The sequence below is a fragment of the Leptospira venezuelensis genome (assembly GCF_002150035.1).
Taxonomy (GTDB): domain Bacteria; phylum Spirochaetota; class Leptospiria; order Leptospirales; family Leptospiraceae; genus Leptospira_B; species Leptospira_B venezuelensis.
On sequence record NZ_NETS01000007.1, the window covers coordinates 188,195 to 207,549 of the forward strand.

General features: G+C 38.8%; 21 protein-coding genes. 12 read left to right on the forward strand and 9 right to left on the reverse strand.

All coding sequences use genetic code 11. The features are described 5' to 3' along the window. Positions 1 to 155 precede the first annotated feature (155 nt). The 3 genes from B1C82_RS02905 to B1C82_RS02915 are packed head-to-tail and all read left to right on the forward strand — an operon-like array spanning position 156 to position 1,445. On the forward strand, positions 156 to 581 hold the full coding sequence (locus B1C82_RS02905; RefSeq protein ID WP_086446117.1) for an SRPBCC family protein: 426 nt from the start codon (positions 156 to 158) through the stop codon (positions 579 to 581). After that, the gene (locus tag B1C82_RS02910) at positions 578 to 1,018 is read left to right on the forward strand and encodes an EVE domain-containing protein (protein WP_086446118.1); all 441 of its coding nucleotides are present in this window, start codon (positions 578 to 580) and stop codon (positions 1,016 to 1,018) included. Before B1C82_RS02905 ends, B1C82_RS02910 begins: the two co-directional genes overlap by 4 nt. Continuing rightward, the gene (locus B1C82_RS02915) at positions 996 to 1,445 is read left to right on the forward strand and encodes a MarR family winged helix-turn-helix transcriptional regulator (protein WP_086446119.1); all 450 of its coding nucleotides are present in this window, start codon (positions 996 to 998) and stop codon (positions 1,443 to 1,445) included. Before B1C82_RS02910 ends, B1C82_RS02915 begins: the two co-directional genes overlap by 23 nt. A gap of 60 nt (positions 1,446 to 1,505) precedes the next feature. Here B1C82_RS02915 and B1C82_RS02920 read toward each other — a convergent pair whose 3' ends face one another. Then, on the reverse strand, positions 1,506 to 2,474 hold the full coding sequence (locus B1C82_RS02920) for an LIC12353 family lipoprotein (RefSeq protein WP_086446120.1): 969 nt from the start codon (positions 2,472 to 2,474) through the stop codon (positions 1,506 to 1,508). A 104-nt stretch (positions 2,475 to 2,578) separates the two neighbouring features. Between B1C82_RS02920 and B1C82_RS02925 the strand changes: the two genes are divergently transcribed. Beyond that, positions 2,579 to 4,660 (forward strand): adenylate/guanylate cyclase domain-containing protein, encoded by a 2,082-nt coding sequence (locus B1C82_RS02925; protein ID WP_086446121.1) that lies wholly within the window; start codon positions 2,579 to 2,581, stop codon positions 4,658 to 4,660. A gap of 9 nt (positions 4,661 to 4,669) precedes the next feature. Here B1C82_RS02925 and B1C82_RS02930 read toward each other — a convergent pair whose 3' ends face one another. The 3 genes from B1C82_RS02930 to B1C82_RS02940 all read right to left on the reverse strand — a co-directional run bounded on the left by B1C82_RS02930 (position 4,670) and on the right by B1C82_RS02940 (position 8,629). Next, positions 4,670 to 6,022 carry a DNA recombination protein RmuC gene (locus B1C82_RS02930; protein WP_086446122.1) on the reverse strand — a complete coding sequence of 451 codons (1,353 nt, stop codon included), beginning with the start codon at positions 6,020 to 6,022 and terminating at the stop codon, positions 4,670 to 4,672. Positions 6,023 to 6,134: 112 nt separating this feature from the next. Then, entirely contained in the window at positions 6,135 to 7,685 is a 1,551-nt protein-coding gene (locus tag B1C82_RS02935) for a DEAD/DEAH box helicase (RefSeq protein WP_086446123.1), read from the reverse strand. A 185-nt stretch (positions 7,686 to 7,870) separates the two neighbouring features. Further along, positions 7,871 to 8,629 (reverse strand): DNA alkylation repair protein, encoded by a 759-nt coding sequence (locus B1C82_RS02940; RefSeq protein ID WP_086446124.1) that lies wholly within the window; start codon positions 8,627 to 8,629, stop codon positions 7,871 to 7,873. A gap of 137 nt (positions 8,630 to 8,766) precedes the next feature. Between B1C82_RS02940 and trhO the strand changes: the two genes are divergently transcribed. Together trhO and ygiD are read left to right on the forward strand one after the other, a co-directional pair. Further along, positions 8,767 to 9,816 (forward strand): oxygen-dependent tRNA uridine(34) hydroxylase TrhO, encoded by a 1,050-nt coding sequence (gene trhO, locus B1C82_RS02945; RefSeq protein WP_086446125.1) that lies wholly within the window; start codon positions 8,767 to 8,769, stop codon positions 9,814 to 9,816. Between the two features lie 87 nt (positions 9,817 to 9,903). Then, positions 9,904 to 10,671: a 4,5-DOPA-extradiol-dioxygenase gene (ygiD, locus tag B1C82_RS02950; protein ID WP_086446126.1), complete on the forward strand. Its 768-nt coding sequence runs from the start codon at positions 9,904 to 9,906 to the stop codon at positions 10,669 to 10,671. Here ygiD and B1C82_RS02955 read toward each other — a convergent pair. From B1C82_RS02955 to B1C82_RS02965, 3 genes are all read right to left on the reverse strand, one after another. After that, entirely contained in the window at positions 10,664 to 11,269 is a 606-nt protein-coding gene (locus B1C82_RS02955) for a 2-hydroxychromene-2-carboxylate isomerase (RefSeq protein WP_086446127.1), read from the reverse strand. The two genes, ygiD and B1C82_RS02955, sit on opposite strands and share 8 nt — an antisense overlap. After that, complete coding sequence (locus tag B1C82_RS02960; RefSeq protein WP_086446128.1) at positions 11,269 to 12,168, reverse strand: bile acid:sodium symporter family protein; 900 nt, start codon at positions 12,166 to 12,168, stop codon at positions 11,269 to 11,271. Before B1C82_RS02960 ends, B1C82_RS02955 begins: the two co-directional genes overlap by 1 nt. A gap of 64 nt (positions 12,169 to 12,232) precedes the next feature. Continuing rightward, positions 12,233 to 13,360, reverse strand: a complete 1,128-nt coding sequence (locus B1C82_RS02965; RefSeq protein ID WP_086446129.1) for a TauD/TfdA family dioxygenase — start codon at positions 13,358 to 13,360, stop codon at positions 12,233 to 12,235. Between the two features lie 108 nt (positions 13,361 to 13,468). On the opposite strand from B1C82_RS02965, the gene B1C82_RS20790 reads away from it, so the two are divergent. From B1C82_RS20790 to B1C82_RS02990, 6 genes are all read left to right on the forward strand, one after another. Then, positions 13,469 to 13,747: an LLM class oxidoreductase gene (locus B1C82_RS20790; RefSeq protein WP_234008454.1), complete on the forward strand. Its 279-nt coding sequence runs from the start codon at positions 13,469 to 13,471 to the stop codon at positions 13,745 to 13,747. Further along, positions 13,747 to 13,902: a hypothetical protein gene (locus B1C82_RS20795; RefSeq protein WP_234008455.1), complete on the forward strand. Its 156-nt coding sequence runs from the start codon at positions 13,747 to 13,749 to the stop codon at positions 13,900 to 13,902. Before B1C82_RS20790 ends, B1C82_RS20795 begins: the two co-directional genes overlap by 1 nt. Next, positions 13,899 to 14,804, forward strand: a complete 906-nt coding sequence (locus B1C82_RS02975) for an aldo/keto reductase (protein ID WP_086446130.1) — start codon at positions 13,899 to 13,901, stop codon at positions 14,802 to 14,804. The genes B1C82_RS20795 and B1C82_RS02975 overlap by 4 nt, the downstream gene beginning before the upstream one ends. Before the next feature lie 88 nt (positions 14,805 to 14,892). Continuing rightward, the gene (locus B1C82_RS02980; RefSeq protein ID WP_086446131.1) at positions 14,893 to 16,308 is read left to right on the forward strand and encodes a jacalin-like lectin; all 1,416 of its coding nucleotides are present in this window, start codon (positions 14,893 to 14,895) and stop codon (positions 16,306 to 16,308) included. 137 nt (positions 16,309 to 16,445) lie between these two features. Further along, entirely contained in the window at positions 16,446 to 17,339 is an 894-nt protein-coding gene (locus B1C82_RS02985; protein WP_086446132.1) for a DUF4349 domain-containing protein, read from the forward strand. Between the two features lie 153 nt (positions 17,340 to 17,492). Continuing rightward, on the forward strand, positions 17,493 to 17,891 hold the full coding sequence (locus B1C82_RS02990) for a SufE family protein (RefSeq protein ID WP_086446133.1): 399 nt from the start codon (positions 17,493 to 17,495) through the stop codon (positions 17,889 to 17,891). A 5-nt stretch (positions 17,892 to 17,896) separates the two neighbouring features. Here B1C82_RS02990 and B1C82_RS02995 read toward each other — a convergent pair whose 3' ends face one another. Together B1C82_RS02995 and B1C82_RS03000 are read right to left on the reverse strand one after the other, a co-directional pair. Then, positions 17,897 to 18,451 carry a TPM domain-containing protein gene (locus B1C82_RS02995; RefSeq protein ID WP_086446134.1) on the reverse strand — a complete coding sequence of 185 codons (555 nt, stop codon included), beginning with the start codon at positions 18,449 to 18,451 and terminating at the stop codon, positions 17,897 to 17,899. Positions 18,452 to 18,456: 5 nt separating this feature from the next. Beyond that, on the reverse strand, positions 18,457 to 19,353 hold the full coding sequence (locus B1C82_RS03000; RefSeq protein WP_086446135.1) for a TPM domain-containing protein: 897 nt from the start codon (positions 19,351 to 19,353) through the stop codon (positions 18,457 to 18,459). Positions 19,354 to 19,355 lie beyond the last annotated feature (2 nt).

Here is a 19,355-nt window from a genome sequence, read left to right on the forward strand (position 1 = left end):
CCAGTTTCGATCTCGTAAAATAGAATGCGCCTCCGTTCGGAGGCGTTTTTTTTGCCCTGAATATAATAAGTGCACTTATTATTGCTTGCATAATATGTCCGCTTATTATATAAGGAGTCCATATAGTAAGTATACTTACTATATGGAGGAATGAAATGTGGAAGTATGAATACAATACAACTGTAAAAGGGATCGATGCAAAATCACTTTGGGAAGCCAGATCAGACGTTTCCAATTGGTCCAAATGGGACTCGGACATTGAGTGGACTAAGATAGAAGGAGAAGTCTCCGTAGGTAAAGAATTTGTTCTGAAGCCAAAGGGAGGATTTGCGTGTAAGGTTTTGATCACAGAATCAGAAAAACCTTTCGTATTCGGAGATGTGACCAGTCTTGCTGGAGCAAAGATGAAATTTATACATTTCTTTAAGCCCAGCCAAGAAGGAACTGAGATCAAAGTAGAGCTAAGCATCTCTGGGCCATTAGGATTTCTCTGGAAAAAGATCTTAGGAGAAGAGCAGGCGAAAGGAATGGAAGAAGAGATCCGTAGATTTTCTGAACTAGTTAGGAAAGAAATCGGATGAGCCCCAGATATTGGATCATAGTAGCTTCCAAGGAGCATTCCCTTTTGGGAATGTCCCAAGGAATCGTACAAGCCTGTCACGGTAAGAAGGCTCCTTTGGCTAGAATGAAAAAGGGAGATTGGGTTTTAGTATATTCTTCCAAAGAGATCTTTGGGGCTAAAACTCCATACCGTAAATTTACTTCTCTTGGGCAGATTGATGATGATTCAGTTTATCCGTTTCAGATGAGCCCTGACTTCTGTCCTTTTCGCAGGAACGTAAAATATTTTCCTGTGCAGGAGGCTGATATTTTTCCTTTAATAGATTCTTTGGAATTTATCCAAAATAAAAAGTCCTGGGGTTTTCCATTCCGTTTCGGCATTTTGGAAATTGGGCCTGAAGATTTCGGGCTGATTTCGCAGAGGATGGGTTTAAGTGTCAAAGGAAAAGATTTTTAGATACGATAAATCCGACGAGAGTCCTGGATTCTTATTATGGCAGGTTACGAATCTTTGGCAGAGGGAGATTCGAAAGGTTTTAGAACCTTTGGATCTCACTCATGCTCAGTTTGTTCTTTTGGCAGTAACACATTGGTTGGAACTCCACGAAGAAGAGACTACTCAGATCAAAATTGCAGATCGTGCCAAGACGGATCCTATGACTACTTCTACCGTACTTAGAACTCTTGAATCTAAAAAGTTAGTAAAACGTATCTCTCATGAAACTGATACCCGTGCAAAATTAGTGAAGACAACTTCGGATGGACAAAAGGTCTTAAAACAGGCGGTCAAAGTGGTGGAAGATTTTGATGAGGATTTCTTTTCTATTTTAGGCGGGAAAAGAAAGAACATCGTGGTAGGGCTCCAGATACTTTCCCGGAAATAATTTGGGAAAGTATCATGATCTTTTCGCAAGGTCTGGGTCTTTGAAACAAACGAGGCGACTTTATTCTTTGCTCTTAAGTTTTTCCAGCTCCCGGATCAGTTCCTCTTTTGAAACATTCGGGTCTTGTTTTAGTCTTCGGATCAGTTCGTCAGTGCTTTCTTTTTGAGAAATTGTTTTAGAATCCACAACCCCATCTAAAATTATAGAAGAGAAGTTTTGGATACTCGGTGCTGAAATTCCTGGTTTCATTTTATTCAATTCTACTACGGCCACGTGTTCGAAAACTTCTTGTACTTGGCCAGGAAATTCAGCGATCTTGATTGGAGTTCCTGCAACTATATTGTCCGTAGTGGAGAATAACGCGAAGAAGTTTTGTTTTCCGTCCGTTTGAGGAAATGCCTCAGCGTCTAAGGGAAATAATATTACTCCTGCTACTTCGTTATCTATGGTTTTCTTAAATTTTCCTAAATTGATGGAGATCCTACCCAGGAGAGGATTTCCTATCCTTCTATAAACATCTCCGTTGGAAAATACGATTGAGTTTTTGTCCTGAGCGAGTTCAGCAGATCGTCCAGTACCTTCTCCTATTAATTTGTTAAAATCTTTTACTTTCATAAATGGACCGAAGGAACGGACAGCCCAACTTTTAGGATCTTTAGTATTTAGGCCGTGATAATTGCGATGGAATTCTTTACCATTCGTTTCAAAAAATAAAAGTTCTCTATCGCTAGTTTGTAGTTTTCCGGATTTAACTTTTAACTCTTCTCTGTTTTCACTCACGCTGAATTGGAGTCTTATCAATATTTGATGGTTAAATTCCATTTCTCCTTTTGCGGTACGTCGGATCCAAAGAGTTTGTATTTTGATTTTTCCGTTTTGGAACCATTCTTTAGATTTTTCGTTCACATAAAATCCTGCCAGTTCCGGGAGAGCGGGTGTGGGCTTACCTTTTAAACTATCTCCGCAGTTTATTAGGATGCCAAGCAAGGTTAGAAGAATTAGGGATCTTTTGAAACGGTTTCGAAACATTTGAATTACGTTAGTTTTCTACTGAAAAGGGTAAAGAAAAAAAATGGAATTCATATTATCTTGACAAACCTGTCGTTTTCATAGATCAATGATTGATTAAAACGATGGACTCTGAGCCGACAGTTTTCCGATCTCAATATTTACTTTCTATAATTTTCTATATCTTCTTAGTTTCGTGCTCATCTGCGGATGCACCAGTTGCTCAAAAAGGGATCTTGGATTTAACCCATTGGGATTATAGATCCAATCCAACATTCAATCTGCAGGGAGAGTGGGCTTTTTTTCCAAATACTTTTCAACCTGATCCTCATTCTGAAAAGCCTCCAGAATTTCGTAAAATTCCAGGAGTTTGGCCAGGCACCGGTTACGCACTTCTTAAATTGAAAATACTTCTTCCGGAGAAGCATGGACGTTTGGGGATTTATTCCAAACACCAGGCAACTGCTTTTGAAATTTTGATCAATGGTGTTTCTGTCGGTAGTTCAGGAGAGCCTGGAACTTCTTTCGAGACGAGCGCTCCTGACAATAGACCGGTTTATTATGAATGGGATGAATCCACTAAAGAAGTGGATATTAGTTTCAAAATTTCTAATTTTCATCATAGGTTGACCGGTCTTTGGTTCGATATCCGTTTTGGTGATGCAAGGATACTTTATAAAGAAACTCTAATGCTTAGGGATTGGGATCTTTTTCTGTCCGGACTTTTTTTCATGTCTACCATCTATCATCTTGGGCTTTTCTTTCTAAGGAGGAAGGATCGCACTCCTCTCGTCTTTGCATTATTTTGTTTTTGTTTATTCCTTCGGATATTCGTTACTGAAGAAAAACTGATCCAATTCTATTTTCCTTGGGCGGATTATCCACTTTCCATGAACTTGGAATATCTAACCATGTATGCAGCCTTACCTTTGGGACTGCATTTTGTCCGACATTCCTTTCCCGCATATTTCCCTCGGAAATGGATGTTATTATTCTATATAATCTCGTTTACATTTTCATTAAGTACAATTTTTCCTTTCCCTATCCCTTCTATTCCTGTCCCATATTTTCAGTTTGTATTTTTAGTAGGTGTTGCATTTGCAATTGTGGTGCTTTTTAGGGCAATTATCCACAAAGAACAATATTCTCTTGTTATTGGATTTGCGATCTTTGCTTTGATTGTGGCCGGGATTTTTGATATGCTGGCAGCCAGACAGATCATATTTGCAAGATTTATTATTCCGATTGGTCTGTTTGTTGCCATTCTTACTCAAACATTTATTTTATCTTCCAGATACAGAGATCTATACAGTGAAAAAGAGAAACTTTCGGATCGTCTACAACGTCTGAACGAGACTTATAGCAGATTTGTTCCTATCAGCTTTTTGGAATTTTTAGGAAAGGGAAAGCTGGAGGATATGAGGCCAGGTGACCAGATCAAAAAGGAAATGACCATCTTGTTTGCCGATATCAGATCTTTTACTGAAATTTCGGAAAGTCTGGATTCCAAAGAAAGTTTTGAATTATTAAATTCTTATATTTCGGAGATGGAGCCTCTTATTCATTCTAATCATGGTTTTGTGGATAAGTATTTTGGAGATGCTATCATGGCTCTTTTTCCAGAAAGTGCAGACGATGCTGTGAATGCTGCTATTTCCATGCAAAATCGTATTTTAGATTATAATCAAAGAAGAATGGACCAAGGAAATCGTGCGATCGGAGTTGGGATAGGCATTCATACTGGTTCCTTGATGATGGGACTTGTTGGTTCAGGAGACCGTATGGAAAGCACTGTTATCTCTGATGCAGTCCATCTTGCTTCCAAGTTGGAGACTTTAAATAAATATTATGGTTCTAGTATATTGATAAGTGAAGATACTTATTCTAAACTAAAATTTCCCGAAAACTTTTTACTTCGTAAATTGGATAAACTTAAGTTTAGAGGAAAAAAAGAACATAGAGCAATTTATGAGCTCGGAGATCATTTAAGCAAAACCGAAAAGGAAGCATTCCTAAAATCCAAAAGTGATTTTGAAAGGGGTGTGGAACTGTTTTATTTCGGGAAATATTTAGATTCTGGAGAATCTTTCAGAGAGGCTTTAAGAATTTATTCAGGAGACAGGGCTGCGAACTTATACTTAAAACGTTGCACGGAACAAATTTATTCTTCCGCTGTAAAAGTGCAGCCCGGTCCGGATCTGGCTTAATTTTTCAGATTATTCTCCATTTAAAAATAGAGTTTCTTCTGCATCGTCCTGAGAATCTTCTGAAGCAGAATCCAAAGACTTGCGAACTTTGGCTCCTAATTTGCGAATATTTTCCGCTCTTCCTAAAAGATTTCCTCTGCCTGATTTTAATTTTCCGAGGACAGCATCGTAGTTGTCTCTGGACTTATCTATAGATTTTCCTAAAACTTCCAATGCGGTAACGATCTCTACGATCTTATCATACATCTTACCAGATTCTTCTGCGATCTGTTCTGAGTTTTTGTTTTGTTTTTCCTTTCTCCAAAGATTTGCTACCATCTTTAAGGAAACCATTAGGGTAGAAGGAGTTACTATCAGAATATTTTTAGCGTATGCATCTTCCAAAAATTTAGGATCTGTTCGGACAGCTTCATAATAAGAAGGTTCCACTGGCAGGAACATCAGTACAAAGTCTAGAGATTCTATTCCATAGAGAGATTGGTAGTTTTTCTTGTATAGTCCTGAGACATGTTCATATAAACTTTTTAAATGTCTTTGGAGTGCTGCTTTTTTTACGTCTTCCGTCTCTGCGGAAGCATATTCTACGTAAGCTGTCAGGGAAACCTTGGAATCTATTACGATTGATTTTCCGGAAGGCAGTTTGACTACTATATCCGGTCTCAATCTTCCATCTTCTGTTTGTACAGATTCTTGAGCTGTATATTCTCTTCCTTTGACTAGGCCGCTATTTTGAAGTATATTCTCCAAAATACCTTCTCCCCAATCTCCTTGGGTTTTCGAATTTCCTTTCAGAGCGGAAGCCAAACTTTTAGCGTCTTCCGAAAGTGTTTTATTCATTTCTAATAGATTATTAATTTGAGCCTTTAGGTTCGCCGTATCATCCTTATGCTCTTTGTGTGAAAGTTCTACCTTCACTCCGAATTTTTCTATTTCTTCCTTAAAGGGACGAAGTAGATCATTCATCTTTTCGTGAGTTTGTTGATTGAATTTTTGGGAATTATCTAAGAGAGCTTGATTGGCCGCATGTTTGAACTTTTCATCCAGTTTGGACATGAGTTCTTCGAATTCTTTTTTTTGGTTCTCCAATCTTTCCTTTAAAAGATCGGATTCCTTTTTCATGGCCTGGTAATAGCCGATTGCTTTTTCCGTTTTTTCAGAATTCTCTTTAAACTCTTTTTCTAACTGAAGTATCCTTTCCTTGGATCTTTGTTCGGAGGTGAGAAGTCCCGCTTTTTCTAATTTTAGTTTTTCATGTTCACTCGGATTGATCCCTGACTCTTTTGAATAAAGAGCTTTGGCTAAGAAGAATGCTAGACCAAAGCCAATGAAAAGACCTACGAGTAATACGATTGCAAATTCCATTTTGACTCCTTTTTGGAATTCGGTACAATTCAGGATACCTATTTCCAGGATAGAATTTCCATTTTATGGGGACCCCGGACAAATCTAGGGTCCTTTGAAAAAATTTAAAAAATTAACGTTTTCCTTTTTTGCGAGAAGGTCCACCGGAACTGGAACCAGAGCTGGAACCTTTTTTACTTCCGCTGCTGTTGCTACTGCCACCACGGTGGAATCGATTGGAGTTTCGATTTTTATCCTTATGATCCCGTTTTCCTTTCTGATTTGATTTTCCTCCAAAACGTCTGTCTCGGTCATTACGGGAGGAATTTTCCTTTTCTCTGAAACCTCTTTGGTCTTGGTCGAAACGTACGTCCGAGTCGAATTTTTCCGACTTCTCCGCAAGTGCCAATTTAAAAAGTGCAGCTGCTAAACGTTCTGCAGGAACTCCTTCAGAGGTGAGTTTCTTTACAAGTTTGGAATATTCAGAAACATCTCCTTCTTCCGCAACTTCTTTAACTATATGAGAAAATTCCAAAAATTTCTTCTCGGTTAGTTCTGCAATATCAGGAACTTTTCCGAGTTCCATTTCGAATTCGTGATCTTCTCTGATCTTGCGTAATGTTCTAAATTCTTTATTGGAAACAAAACTGAGTGCGAGTCCTTTTCTTCCGGCTCTTCCTGTTCTTCCGATACGGTGAACATAGTCTTCAGAGTCTCTTGGGATATCGTAATTGACTACTGCTTCTACATCGCTTACATCAATTCCTCTTCCGGCTACGTCTGTTGCCACAAGAACGGTAACTAATCCTGAACGGAATCCGGACATTACCTTATTCCTTTGGTTTTGGGAAAGATCTCCATGTAATCCTTCTGAGAATACACCTTTGGACTTCAGAAATTCTACAAGTTCATCCACTCTGACTTTTGTATTACAAAATACTAATGATGCTTTAGGAGTGTGGAATTCTAAAAGACGGATTAAAGCTTCAGATTTGAGGCCTTCTCTCATTTCGAAATAGATCTGTTTGATCTTTGGTCTGTCCGCTTTTCCACCTGTAACATCTACGATCTTAGGAGAATTTTGGAACTTTTTAGTGATTCCCATAACTTTTGCAGATAGAGTTGCAGAGAATAGGATTGTTTGTCTTTCTTCCGGAACTTTTGCGAGGATGATTTCCATATCCTCTAAAAATCCCATGTCTAACATTTCGTCAGCTTCGTCCAGGATCACCATTTTGATCTCTCTTAGATCCAAGGTCTTTCTGTCCATATGATCCATGGTCCTTCCTGGAGTTCCAACGATCACTTGTGGTTTTCTTTTTAATGCCTTGAATTGTTTGGTGATATCATCTCCACCATAGATTGCGACAACTTGAAAATCTTCTTTATATTTTCCTAATTTTCTATATTCTTCTGCAACTTGAACTACCAATTCTCTGGTAGGACAGAGTACTAGTACTTGTGGAGATTGTTCTCCTTCTTCTAATATTTCTAAACTTGGAATTGCAAATGCTGCTGTTTTACCGGTTCCAGTTCGGGAATGACCGATTACATCTTTTCCGGAAAGAATAAGAGGAATTGCCTCGGATTGAATGGAAGAAGGTTCAGTAAATCCAAGATCGGATACTGCGTTTAGGACGTCCTCGGATAGCCCGAGTTCATTAAAGGTTTTTTTGGGTTTCAAAGATTGCTCCTGGGATATCTCCGTGTAAATTTTCACGGTGTCCCTACGATTGTGCCTGTCTGGCTAAGAGCTTGGATCTTTGTAGAATGAATGGTCCTACTTAAACATAAAGGAAAGATTTAGGCTCTAGTATCGTTTCTTCCATGAATTCAAAACCGCTTATGCAGCATAGCATTAAAGGTCTTTTATTCCTTTCGAACCTTCATATATTTCAACTTTAACTTAGTAGGAAACTTTTCAATCGCATATCTAAGCATGGTCCTGGGCATCTTATGGGCATGTTTATCTAAAAAGTCAGTCTCCGGTTTAAGACTTCTATTACCAACTTCTCTTAGCATCCAGCCCACAGCTTTATGAATTAGATCTTCTTTATCCGTTAAGAGGTTTTCGGAGATCTTTAAGGTGTCTTTAAAGTCTCCTTTGCGAATAAATGCATAAGTGGAAATGATTGCGACCCTTCTTTCCCACATATTATTCGATTTAACGAGTTTGTATAGGATGTCTCTTTTCTTATCTAAAAGATAATCACCGATCATTTCTCTGGAACTTAGATCTACGATATCCCAATTATTCACGTATTTTAAGTTTTTTAAATAGAATAAGTGCAGTTCCTTACGACCTCCTTCAGGCGTTTTTTGGAACTTCTCGCAAAGAATAAAAAATCCTAAAAGTCTTTCTTCATGGTACGTTGATTTTACGATTTTCTGAAGTTCAGACAAAGGAAGTCCCTTGTATAATTTGGAAATTTTGCGTAAAGGTGGGACCTTTATTCCTAGGAATAGATCACCCTCTCCATATTGACCCTTTCCTGTTTTGAAAAATCGGGAGAGTATTTCGACTGCTTTTGGATCGGCGAGTTTTCGGACTTCGCGGGTCACGTCTTCCGCCTTGGAATTTTCTCCTCCTAATAATTTCTTTGGAACCGGTGATTTAGATTTAGGCATGGGACAAAATCTAATTTTGTCAGAAGGGGAGGGCAAGCATTATAGAAGGATAAATGTCATGTTCCAAATTCCGGTTTTTGGGCTTGCCAGTTAGGAGGTCCAACAAATCCTAATTATTAGGAAAGATCTGCTCTCATATGAAACATAAACCTCTTCATAATATTTATAGTAAGGATATTTTAAAGAAAAAGATAGAGGCAGAGGACTTCCAGCGTACTACTATTTCCTTTTATAAATATGTGATTTTAGAAGATCCTAACCTTCTCCGTAATGAACTATATAGAGAATGGGAATCTTTGGGAGTTTTGGGAAGGATCTATCTCGCAAGAGAAGGGATCAATGCTCAATTATCAGTGCCTGAATTCAATTTTCAAAAATTCAGAGACTCAATAGATGCGAGAAAAGAATTCAAAGATGTTCCATTCAAGGTTGCAGTAGAACAAAAGTCGTATTCATTCTTAAAATTGGACATCCGAGTTCGCAATAAGATCGTGGCAGATGGTCTTGCAGATGATACTTTTGATGTAACGAATGTAGGTACCCACTTAAACGCCGAAGAATTTAATAAAAAATTAGAATCTTCCGAAACGATTGTTGTGGATGTTCGCAACCATTATGAATCAGAAATAGGTCATTTCGAAGGAGCGTTACTTCCTCAAGCGGATACTTTTAGAGAAGAATTACCTTTGATCATAGACCTTCTTCATGATAAAAAGGATAAAGAAATCATAATGTATTGCACCGGCGGGATCCGGTGCGAGAAGGCTTCCGCTTATCTTAAACATCATGGATTTCAAAATGTATATCAGTTACATGGCGGAATTATTTCTTACGCTTCTGAAATTAAAGAGAAGGGATTGGACTCCAAGTTTAAGGGAAAAAATTTCGTGTTCGACGCGAGACTCCAGGAAACTGTGGGAGAAGAAATACTAAGTGAATGCCACCAGTGTGATCAAAAATCCGCAAGGCATATCAATTGTGCAAATCCAGCCTGTCACATTCTATTTATCCAATGTGAATCTTGTGCAGAAAAATTCGATAATTGTTGTTCTACCGAATGCCAAAAGATTGCAGCTTTGCCTCCAGAAGAGCAGAAAAAACTAAGAAAAGGTAAAGCGGCTTCTAACCAACATTTTTCCAAATCAAAAATCAGACCTAAGGTTTTCGAACTTTACAAAGGAAAATAAGTCGGATCATTCTTATTTTCCGGGGAAAAATTTAGACATCTTGTAATATTTTTAATTACAAGGAGTCTAATAACAAAGAAGGATATTATGCAGAAATTACCGGTATTTTTTGTAGGCCATGGAAGTCCAATGAACGCTCTCGGTCCAAATCCGTTAGCCGACACCTGGGCGGAATCTACCAAAGATTTTCCGGAGCCTAAGGCAATCTTAAGTATTTCTGCTCATTGGTTTACTAGAGGAACATACGTAACCTCTAATCAGTCTCCTCCTACCATTCATGATTTCTACGGATTTCCTCAGGAATTATTTGATGTACAATATTCTGCGCCTGGAGATCCAAAACTCGCAGAAGAACTTTCTAAGTCCAAAGATGCACAAGTGATCCAAGATGATTCTTGGGGATTGGATCACGGAACTTGGAGTGTGCTTCGAAACATGTATCCAAAGGCAAATATTCCAGTAGTTCAATTGAGTTTGGATGCGACCAAGTCTGGTGAATGGCATTACGAATTTGCAAAGTCTTTGTCCAAGTTGAGGGAACAAGGTGTGCTTGTCTTGGGAAGTGGGGATTTGGTCCATAACTTACGTCTTTATGATTGGAAAAACCAAGATAAAGCTCACGACTGGGCATTGGATGCTAATGAAACCTTCAAGGACCTAATCCAAAAAAGAGATTGGAAGAGTTTAGCAAATTACCAAAAATTAGGAACTGCTGTACAGATTGCCATTCCGACTCCTGAACATTATTTTCCTATGTTATATGCATTAGCTTTGGCAGGAGAGAAGGAAGAGATCCATTTTTATAATGATATCATCCAGAGTTCGGTATCGTTAACTAGTATGAAAATTAATTAGGGACGTTCTTTAAAAAAGCGATCGCATCTTCTAAACGATCGTCTCCCCAGAATAATTCTCCGTTTGCAATAAAACTGGGTGCTCCAAATATTCCGAGCTTCCTGGCTTGTTCTGTATTTTCCCTGAGTTTGTTTTTGTTTTTTTCCAATTCAGAAGAGGAGAGTATATTTTCCGGATTTTGGTCCAAGGATCGTAAGAGCTCAGAAAGAATAGTGACATCTGAGATGTCCAAATTTTTAGAGAATTCTACTTTAAAAACTTCTAATATAAAATCGTAGATCCAAGGTTTATCTAGATTTGCGATCGTGATCCGAGCCGCTTTCAGACCGTTTTGAGGAAAAATATCGGGTTTAGAAAAAGGAAGCCCATATTTTTTGGTCCTTCTCTCTAAATCCTTCCACATATACTTTCCCTTTGTGGGAAAAAGATTAAAAGGAGAATCGGACATTCCTTGGTCTTTAAAAATTGGTCCGAGCAAAAAAGGTTTCCATTCTAATTGAATACCTTCTTTGTCTGCTAACGATTTGATCCTTCCCACTGTTAAGTAAGAATAGGTGCTAGCAAATTCAAACCAGAAGGAAAGAACAGGCTTTGGCATTAAGTTGTTTTTTCTCTTCCCCAGATAGCAGCTAAGAAAAGTCCGCTAATCAAATGCCATACCCCCCACCAAGCAGCGATGAGTGCCATAGATCCTATTCCTTGAAAGAATGTAAAAATTAAGATAAGACCAAGTCCAGAGTTTTGGAGTCCGGTTTCTAAGGAGATTGTTTTTCTTTCTTTATGAGCAAGACCTGCGATCCAAGAGGCAAGATATCCTACTGTCAACGCCGATCCGTTATGAAGAAGTACAAGCCAAAACAAAATCGGTCCGAACTCGACGAAAGATCTCCAGTTACCAACAAATGCAATCAATATAAAAACACCCAATAGAACTGTAGATCCAATTCTCATCGGTTTTTTTAAAGAAGACGCAACCTTTGGTAGAAAATGATTCGTTAAAGCTCCTAAAACTAAAGGTAAGACCAATATTAGAAAAATAGAAAGAAATACATCTGCCGGATTTAAGCTGATCTCTTTTAATCTGTCTGCAGCAGGAGAATATAGTTTTCCCCAGAAGAAAAAGTTAAATGGAGTAAAGAACCAAGCAAGGACTGTCGTGGTTGCAGTTAGCGAAATGGAAAGAGGAACATTTCCTTTTGCGAGCAGACTGATAAAATTGGACATATTCCCGCCAGGACAAGCTGCCACTAAAATCATTCCAAGAGCTAAACCCGGATGAGGTTTTAGAATATAAAGTAATCCTACTGTGATTGCGGGTAATAATACTAATTGGGAGAAGAGACCAACAATGGCTGCTTTAGGCTGTTTTCTTAAATTTGTAAAATCAGCGATGGTCAATTCTAAAGAGACCCCATACATGATGAGTCCAAGACAAATATTCAAGACAAAGAGTCCACCTGGACTGAAATTCAATCTGACTAAATCGTAATCTTGCATGTATTTCCTTCGGCAGACGAGTCGTCCGCCGCGTTTAATATTTTAGATTTTTTTAAACTATATTTTAGTCCGTCCAGGTGACTAAAATTTCCCTTGGACCGGAGAATGGTAATCTTCCGTGGGAAACAGAATAATTGTCTATCAAAAGAACGTCCCCTTTTTGCCAGGAGAATATGGATAGATGTTTCCAGAATGTTTGGCTGACTTTGCCTATCTCGGAAACACTTATCTCGGAATCATCTCCGAAGATCACATTTGTATCCTGGTCCTTAGGTTCCACTAACTTCTTTTTTAAGAATGTAAGAACATACAGAACTCCTGCCAAGATAAAGCTTCGGATGGTTCCTTGCTGTTTTAGGATTTTTGCATATTCTAATCTGGCTGCATCTTGGTGAAATACTTGGCTATGATTATGCCAAGCTTTAGTTTTGGCGATTGGGTGTTTACGTACTGCAACCTGTTTATTAGTGAGTTTTAATCCATCTTCAGGCAACCATTCTACTTGGAATCTTTGTTGCGCGGCAATCTTCTCGACTTGTTTTTTTTCTTTGGTTGAGAACATCTCGTCCCAACGTTTTGTTTTCCAAAGATTATAACGAGAAGCGTTAGGGCCGTCGTATTTGCGGATATATTTGACTCCCTTAGTTTCAAACTTTTTCAGTAGATCAGGATCCAGGTCCTCGTAGATTTTTCGTAGATCTGCGATCGGAGTTTCTCCATGCTCCTTGGGCGCAACCGCGCAGAAGAACATTAGTTTGCGGGGAGGTTTGTCCAAAAAACTCATCTCAGCATGCTGCATGATAGGATAATGAGGAGGAAGTTCACTTGCGGTATGGACAAACTGAGTAACTTTGTTTCTGGGAGAAGTTCCCAAATAATCGGTTTTCAGATTTTTATCTAAACTAAGCGCAACGTCTTCGAATTCTTGGGCAGAAGAAATTTGAAAACCTCTGAATAATACTGCGCCGTATTCCAAAAGGTCAGTCTCGATCGACTTTTTATTTTTAGAGATCCATGCAGGTAAAAATCCGGACTCTAAAGCGTTCGTGTCACCAGGGCCGTAAATCCTAGGAAGTTCTTTTCCTGGGAAAAAAGATTTTTCTACCCTTCCTATACCTTTCGGCTTAGTTTTGTTAGCGGAAACTTTCTTAATTGCGGATTTGCCAGATCGGGAAATTGTATTTGTTTTCATAAAGGCTCTCCCGTTAGAGAATGAAAACTTTTATAAAACTGTAGAATGGAAAGGCAAGTCTTTTCATTTCCATCTTGATTCGGTGGCTTCTTCTAAAATAGGTATACCGTGAGTTCTATTAAAATTCGTTGGGAAGATTCTTGGGTGGAGATGGCATGGTTTTGCTATCTCTGTAACGGAGACTATGAATATCTGGGTGTTCCCGACCCAAAACTAAGATATAGCTTCGAACATTGTGCAGAAATCATCCAACTCGTAGATGAACTTGGTTATCAGAATATTCTTCTTCCTTCTTCTTACCAAACAAACGGAAGTCCTTTATTATACTTCGTGGAATTTCAGAAGACTCAAGACGGTTATGCGCAGAATACTGCGATGTTTTTTTGATGTGGCCCGAAACTGAAGATAGATTCGCAGACAAATGTAAAATATTCGTAGAAAAAGTTTTGCCCCTTATCAAAACAGTTTCATTACCGAAAGCCCAAGGAAGAATTCCGGAAAGAGAACCGGTCACTCCTTTAACAACTGGAGAAAGAAAATGAAAATTTCACTTTCTAATGAAGGCCCAAGTTTTTCCAGATTCGTTTATGGTTGTTGGAGATTACACTCAGATCCAAAGGGATCAGGCACCGATCGAATTTTAGAAAAGATAGAAGTTTGTCTGGATTCCGGAATAGATACTTTTGATCATGCGGATCTATATGGCGAATACGGAAACGAAGAGAGATTCGGCTTAGCATTAAAGTCTAAGCCTGGGTTAAAAGATAAGATCAAGATAGTGACTAAGGCTGGAATTCAGCTTCCGGGGCCAAATCGTTCAGGAATTTCAGTAAAACATTATGATACTTCTGGTAAATATCTAATAAGCTCTGCTGAAAATTCATTAAAAAAGCTAAATGTAGATAAACTAGATCTGCTCTTAATCCATCGACCTGATCCTTTGATGAATGCAGACGAGGTTGCTAAAACTTTTAGATCCCTGAAAGAAAGCGGCAAAGTTCTATATTTCGGAGTTTCGAATTTTACTCCTTCGCAATTTTCACTTTTGCAATCTAGATTGGATTTTCCTTTGGTTACAAACCAAGTAGAGTTTCATCCATTTTATCCTGATCCTTTGGTGAATGGAGTATTTGATCAGGCCCAAGAATTAAATATTAAGCCTATGATTTGGTCTCCCACGGCAGGCGGTAGGATCTTCCGACCTAAAACCGAACAAGAAACTGTTTTATATAAAACATTAGAAGAGCTGGCAAAGAAGAAGAATGTAACTATAGATGCAGTATTATTCTCCTGGTATCTCTATCATCCTGCACAATTGGTCCCAGTTTTAGGGACGAACGAACCGGATCGAATCAGATCGGCGATTAAATCATTTCAAGTTCAGTTAGAAAGAGAAGAATGGTTCCAAGTTTTAGAAGCTGGAACAGGCAAAAGAGTTCCTTAATATAAAAAAATGACCATATAAGAAATTTCTAATTAGAATATAATACTTATATTTATACTGCTCGTTCGATATCAAAACGGAGAACCAAATGAAAATCGAACAAAGCAGAAAGAGCCTTTCTCTTTTGACAGGGATTTTAATATTCCTGCTCAATTGTAACGGGGAGAAGGCTGTAAACACGGAAAGTTTATTAGGACTGATCCAGAAAACGGACCAAACGAAAATTGGAACAAACTATTCGGACCTTGCGGTTATCGATACTGTAAATGGCACCGGAACATTCTCTTTACTCACTTATAATGTGGCAGGGCTCCTGGAACCTTTTTCCAGTTCGAACCCAAGTGAGAACACTCCTTATATGGGGCCCTTGATGACTCCATTTGATCTGATTCAAGTCCAAGAGGATTTTAATTACCATGCAAGTTTGTATGCAAACGATGTGCATCCTTATAGATCCGCCACAAGTGGTGGAATGGGGATTGGAGATGGTTTGAATACATTGTCCTATTTTCCATTTTCGGATTTCCAAAGAGTGGATTGGGATGCATGTAATGGAACGGATTGTTTAACTCCTAAAGGTTTTACTTTAGCAAGGCATAAGGTAGCACCCGGAGTATTTTTGGACGTGTATAATTTACATACGAACGCAAGTACAGAAGACGCCGACCTCGCAGCTAGAAGATCTAATGTATTACAAATTCTGAATTTTATAGAATCCAATTCTGCAGGAAATGCAGTGATCGTGATGGGAGACACGAATACGAGATACACCAGATCGGGCGACAATATCAGAGAGTTTATTAATCGCGGATTTACTGATGTTTGGATTCAGCTGATCCGAGGTGGATCATATCCAACACAAGGAGCAGATGCTTTGACGGACTGCGAAGGTCATAGAACAAGTGCAGGATGCGAGATAGTGGATAAAATATTCTATCGTGGGAATTCCTATATTTCTTTATCTCCTAGTTCTTATTTGATAGAAGAGGCAAGATTTGTGCATCCGGTGACAGGAGTTCCTCTTTCAGACCATTATGCAGTCTCTTCTACATTCAATTATTCTCTTTTTCAGAATTTATTGTATAGTGATTCCTTTGGTGGACCTCATGGAACTGCATTCAATGATGTGAATTCTCTTCCTTCTTCTCCATCTGTATCTAAATTAAGTTTAAGATCCGGATCAAGAGTGGATGCGGTTTCTTTACAATTAACGAATGGAACAGTTTTAAGCCATGGAGGAACAGGGGGAAGTTTACAAAGTTTGAGTCTGGGATCGGGAGAGTATTTAGACCAAGTAAAACTTTGCAGTGGTGTAAAAAATAGTCATACTCGTATTTTTTATGCTCAATTTCGCACAAGCCTAGGAAGATTCTTAACAGGAGGATCTACTACTTCAAGCTGCACTACTTATTCAGCACCTAACGGATGGGGAATTATAGGATTTCATGGTAGGAGTGGGGATGAAATAGATACACTAGGTGTCATCTTTGCCCCTGTTCTATAAATGATGGGGAAAGTATTTAGGCCGAACATTCGATAAAAATCGAGGAATAAAAAGCGATCCATTTGTTTCTAAATAAAAAGTTTCCTAAATATGTCCGAGGTTCGTTTCAGGGCGTATAGGATTTTTAGGAGAAATGAATGTTTCGCTTTCTAACTTCAATCTTAATCATTGCCTTTCTGTTCGTATGTAAGGCTGAGAATTCCCAAAAGCAATCGGGGGACGTTTCCGATCTACAGCTCTCTAGATCTGCATCTGCACCTATGCCTTCTGCAGATGGACAGCCAATGCAAGAGGTCGAGAAAAAACTTACCGGTAAGGCAGGCGAAAGGGAAGAAGCACCAGAGGACCAGATCAAGACCTTTGCTACTCCTAAGATCGGAAATCTGAAGATCGGTCGTCTTTTAGAATATAAGGTAGATCTAAATTTCGAAACGAAAGATTTTATCGCGGCTCGAAAATTCTTATTAGAACTTTCAGGTAAGTATGGATTTGTTCAGAGCGAAAGTCTTCAGAATTGGGGAGGAGATACTGAACCAAGTATGACTGCAGTCATTCATGTAAAATCAGCCGACCTATATCAGGTCTTGATGGAATTGGAGAAAATAGGAACTCTCACTTCTGAAAATATACAGGTAGAAGATCATACTGAAAATTATACATTAGAGCAGATCCATGCAAAAAGGGAGAAGATCAGGATTGCAAGAAGAACAGATCTTGGTGCAAGATCCACTCCAAGAAATGCAGCCGAGATTGAAGAACTTATAGGGCAATCAGAAGATTCTGCAGACTCTGCTGAGTTCGAAAAATGGAAGATACTAGATAGGGTCAATTGGGCGAAAATCAGTATCCATATGTACGGTCCTAAAAAACCTAAAGCGGTAGAAGTTCCAAGTTTTGGAGATGCATTTATCGATTTGGCGAGTCTCGGATTAAAACTGATCCTATCTTTAATCTATATTATTCCTTTAGCATTGATCGCGGCTGGAATTCTATACTTCATTAAATATGCCAAAAATAAATGGTTCAAATAAATTAAGAAAATATAAAGTATAACCAAAGGGTCGCAGAGATTAAAAGTCCTGCGGCCCAGATATCATTTCTGAAAAATGCTTTAATTCCAGATTATTTTGTTTCCGGGGAAACCATGGTTTTTAGCCTAGAAGAAAAGTGCCTGGGGGAAAAGAATGCCGACTCTGGAAGAAGCTCAAAAAGAAATTATCGCCGAGTTCTCGGAAGCTGCAGACTGGGAAGAAAGATACCAGATGCTGATCGAGATAGGGGACGAGCTTCCTGTTTTGGCTCCGGAATTAAAAACAGAAGATAGATTGGTCCCAGGTTGCCAATCCAGGGTTTGGGTTGTTCCGGAAGAAAAAGAAGGCAAATTATTTATCCAAGCGGATAGCGATTCTGCGATCACCAAAGGAATGATCGCATTACTCTTACGAGTTTTTTCGGGAAGAACAAAAGAAGAGATTAAGTCTGCATCTTTAGAATTCCTAAAAGAGATCGGACTGGATAAACATCTTTCCATGAGCCGTAGAAATGGTCTCTACTCTATGGTTAATAGAATTAGAAGTTTTTAATATTTCTAACTTATATAAGGTTCGTTCGAGACCTCGTTCGGATTTTTCTTTCCGGCAGGAAAATGTTTACTCAGTTCTTCCGTTAGTTCTTTAATCCCTGTCAGTATCGCATTTTTAGGAACACCGGATTTAAAACCTTCTCCTATCTTAGTAGAGATCAGATTCAATTTTTCTTGCCCTATCTTTTTGTAAATACCACGATCTGCTAAGGTTACGATTTTCTTTTCAGAAAGAAGAATATAGATCAGTATTCCTGTATTTTCTTCTGTGTCCCAAACTTTTAAGAAAGAGAACATCTCTATCGCTCTATCTCTTGCGGTTTTGCCGGAGAATATTTGGAAAATCGGGATCTTTGTTTCGACCGCTACTTTTAATTCCCCTCTGTGAGTTTTTTCGGAATCTGCAACTGCAGATGTGATCTCTCTCAGTTCCTTGGGACTAAAATATTTTCTTAATAAAGTAAAACCTGATAGAGGTCCATTTCCTATTCTGAATAAGTCTAGGAACCCTGCAAAAATATTGCGTATAAGTCTTTCGATTAAAGAAGGATTTTTGCTCATAAGAATTACCAATCCGAAGAGGATCCTCCTCCGCTAAAATCTCCTCCTCCGCCGCTGAAAGAATCACCTGAAGATGAAGAAGAACCCCAGCCAGAGTCACCGGAACTATAGGAGCTCCAAGAACTTCCGGACCATCCACTTCCTCCACCAGAACCTGGATTTTTGGCCGCTATATAGATGATACATAGCAGTATAAAGAATATTACCAAAAGTGGAAGCATTACTTCTAAAGAAAAACCTAATAATCCCCCCACCCAATATCCTGCGTAAGTAGCAACTCCCGCTTGGAGTAGGCTAAATAATTTTCTAAATAAGAATCCAACTACGATCCCTATTACGACCAAGGCTCCTATATAAAGTCCGAAATTATCATCTTCTGTTTCTGCGTTTGATGATCCGTAACTGGTGGAGCTTGGTTCAGGCAATTGTTCTCCGTCGATAAGCCCGAGTATCTTTTCGATTCCTTGGTCAATTCCTTCGAAATATTTACCTTCTTTGAATAGGGGTCTAACGTATTCTAACTGGATTCTTTTACTGACTACGTCCGGTATGGCTCCTTCTAATCCTCGTCCGATCTCAAAACGCATTTTTCGATCGTCTTTTGCGACTAAAAAGATAACTCCGTCTGCAGTACCTTTTCTTCCTATTTTCCAATCTTCAGCTAAACGAATAGAATACTGCTCTATTGTCTCATCACCCGTTGTTGGTATGATGACCAAAACCACCTGGCTTCCTTTACGTTTTTCGAAGTCTCTAAGTTTATTTTCTAAATTAGAAACTTCTTCTTCGCTTAATGTAGAAGTCAGGTCTGTGACCCTATGCGCCAATTTGGGAATAGGGATCTGATCCGCGAAAATCCCGGTACTGAATAATAAAAATGGAAGAAAAAACAACCGTCTCATCT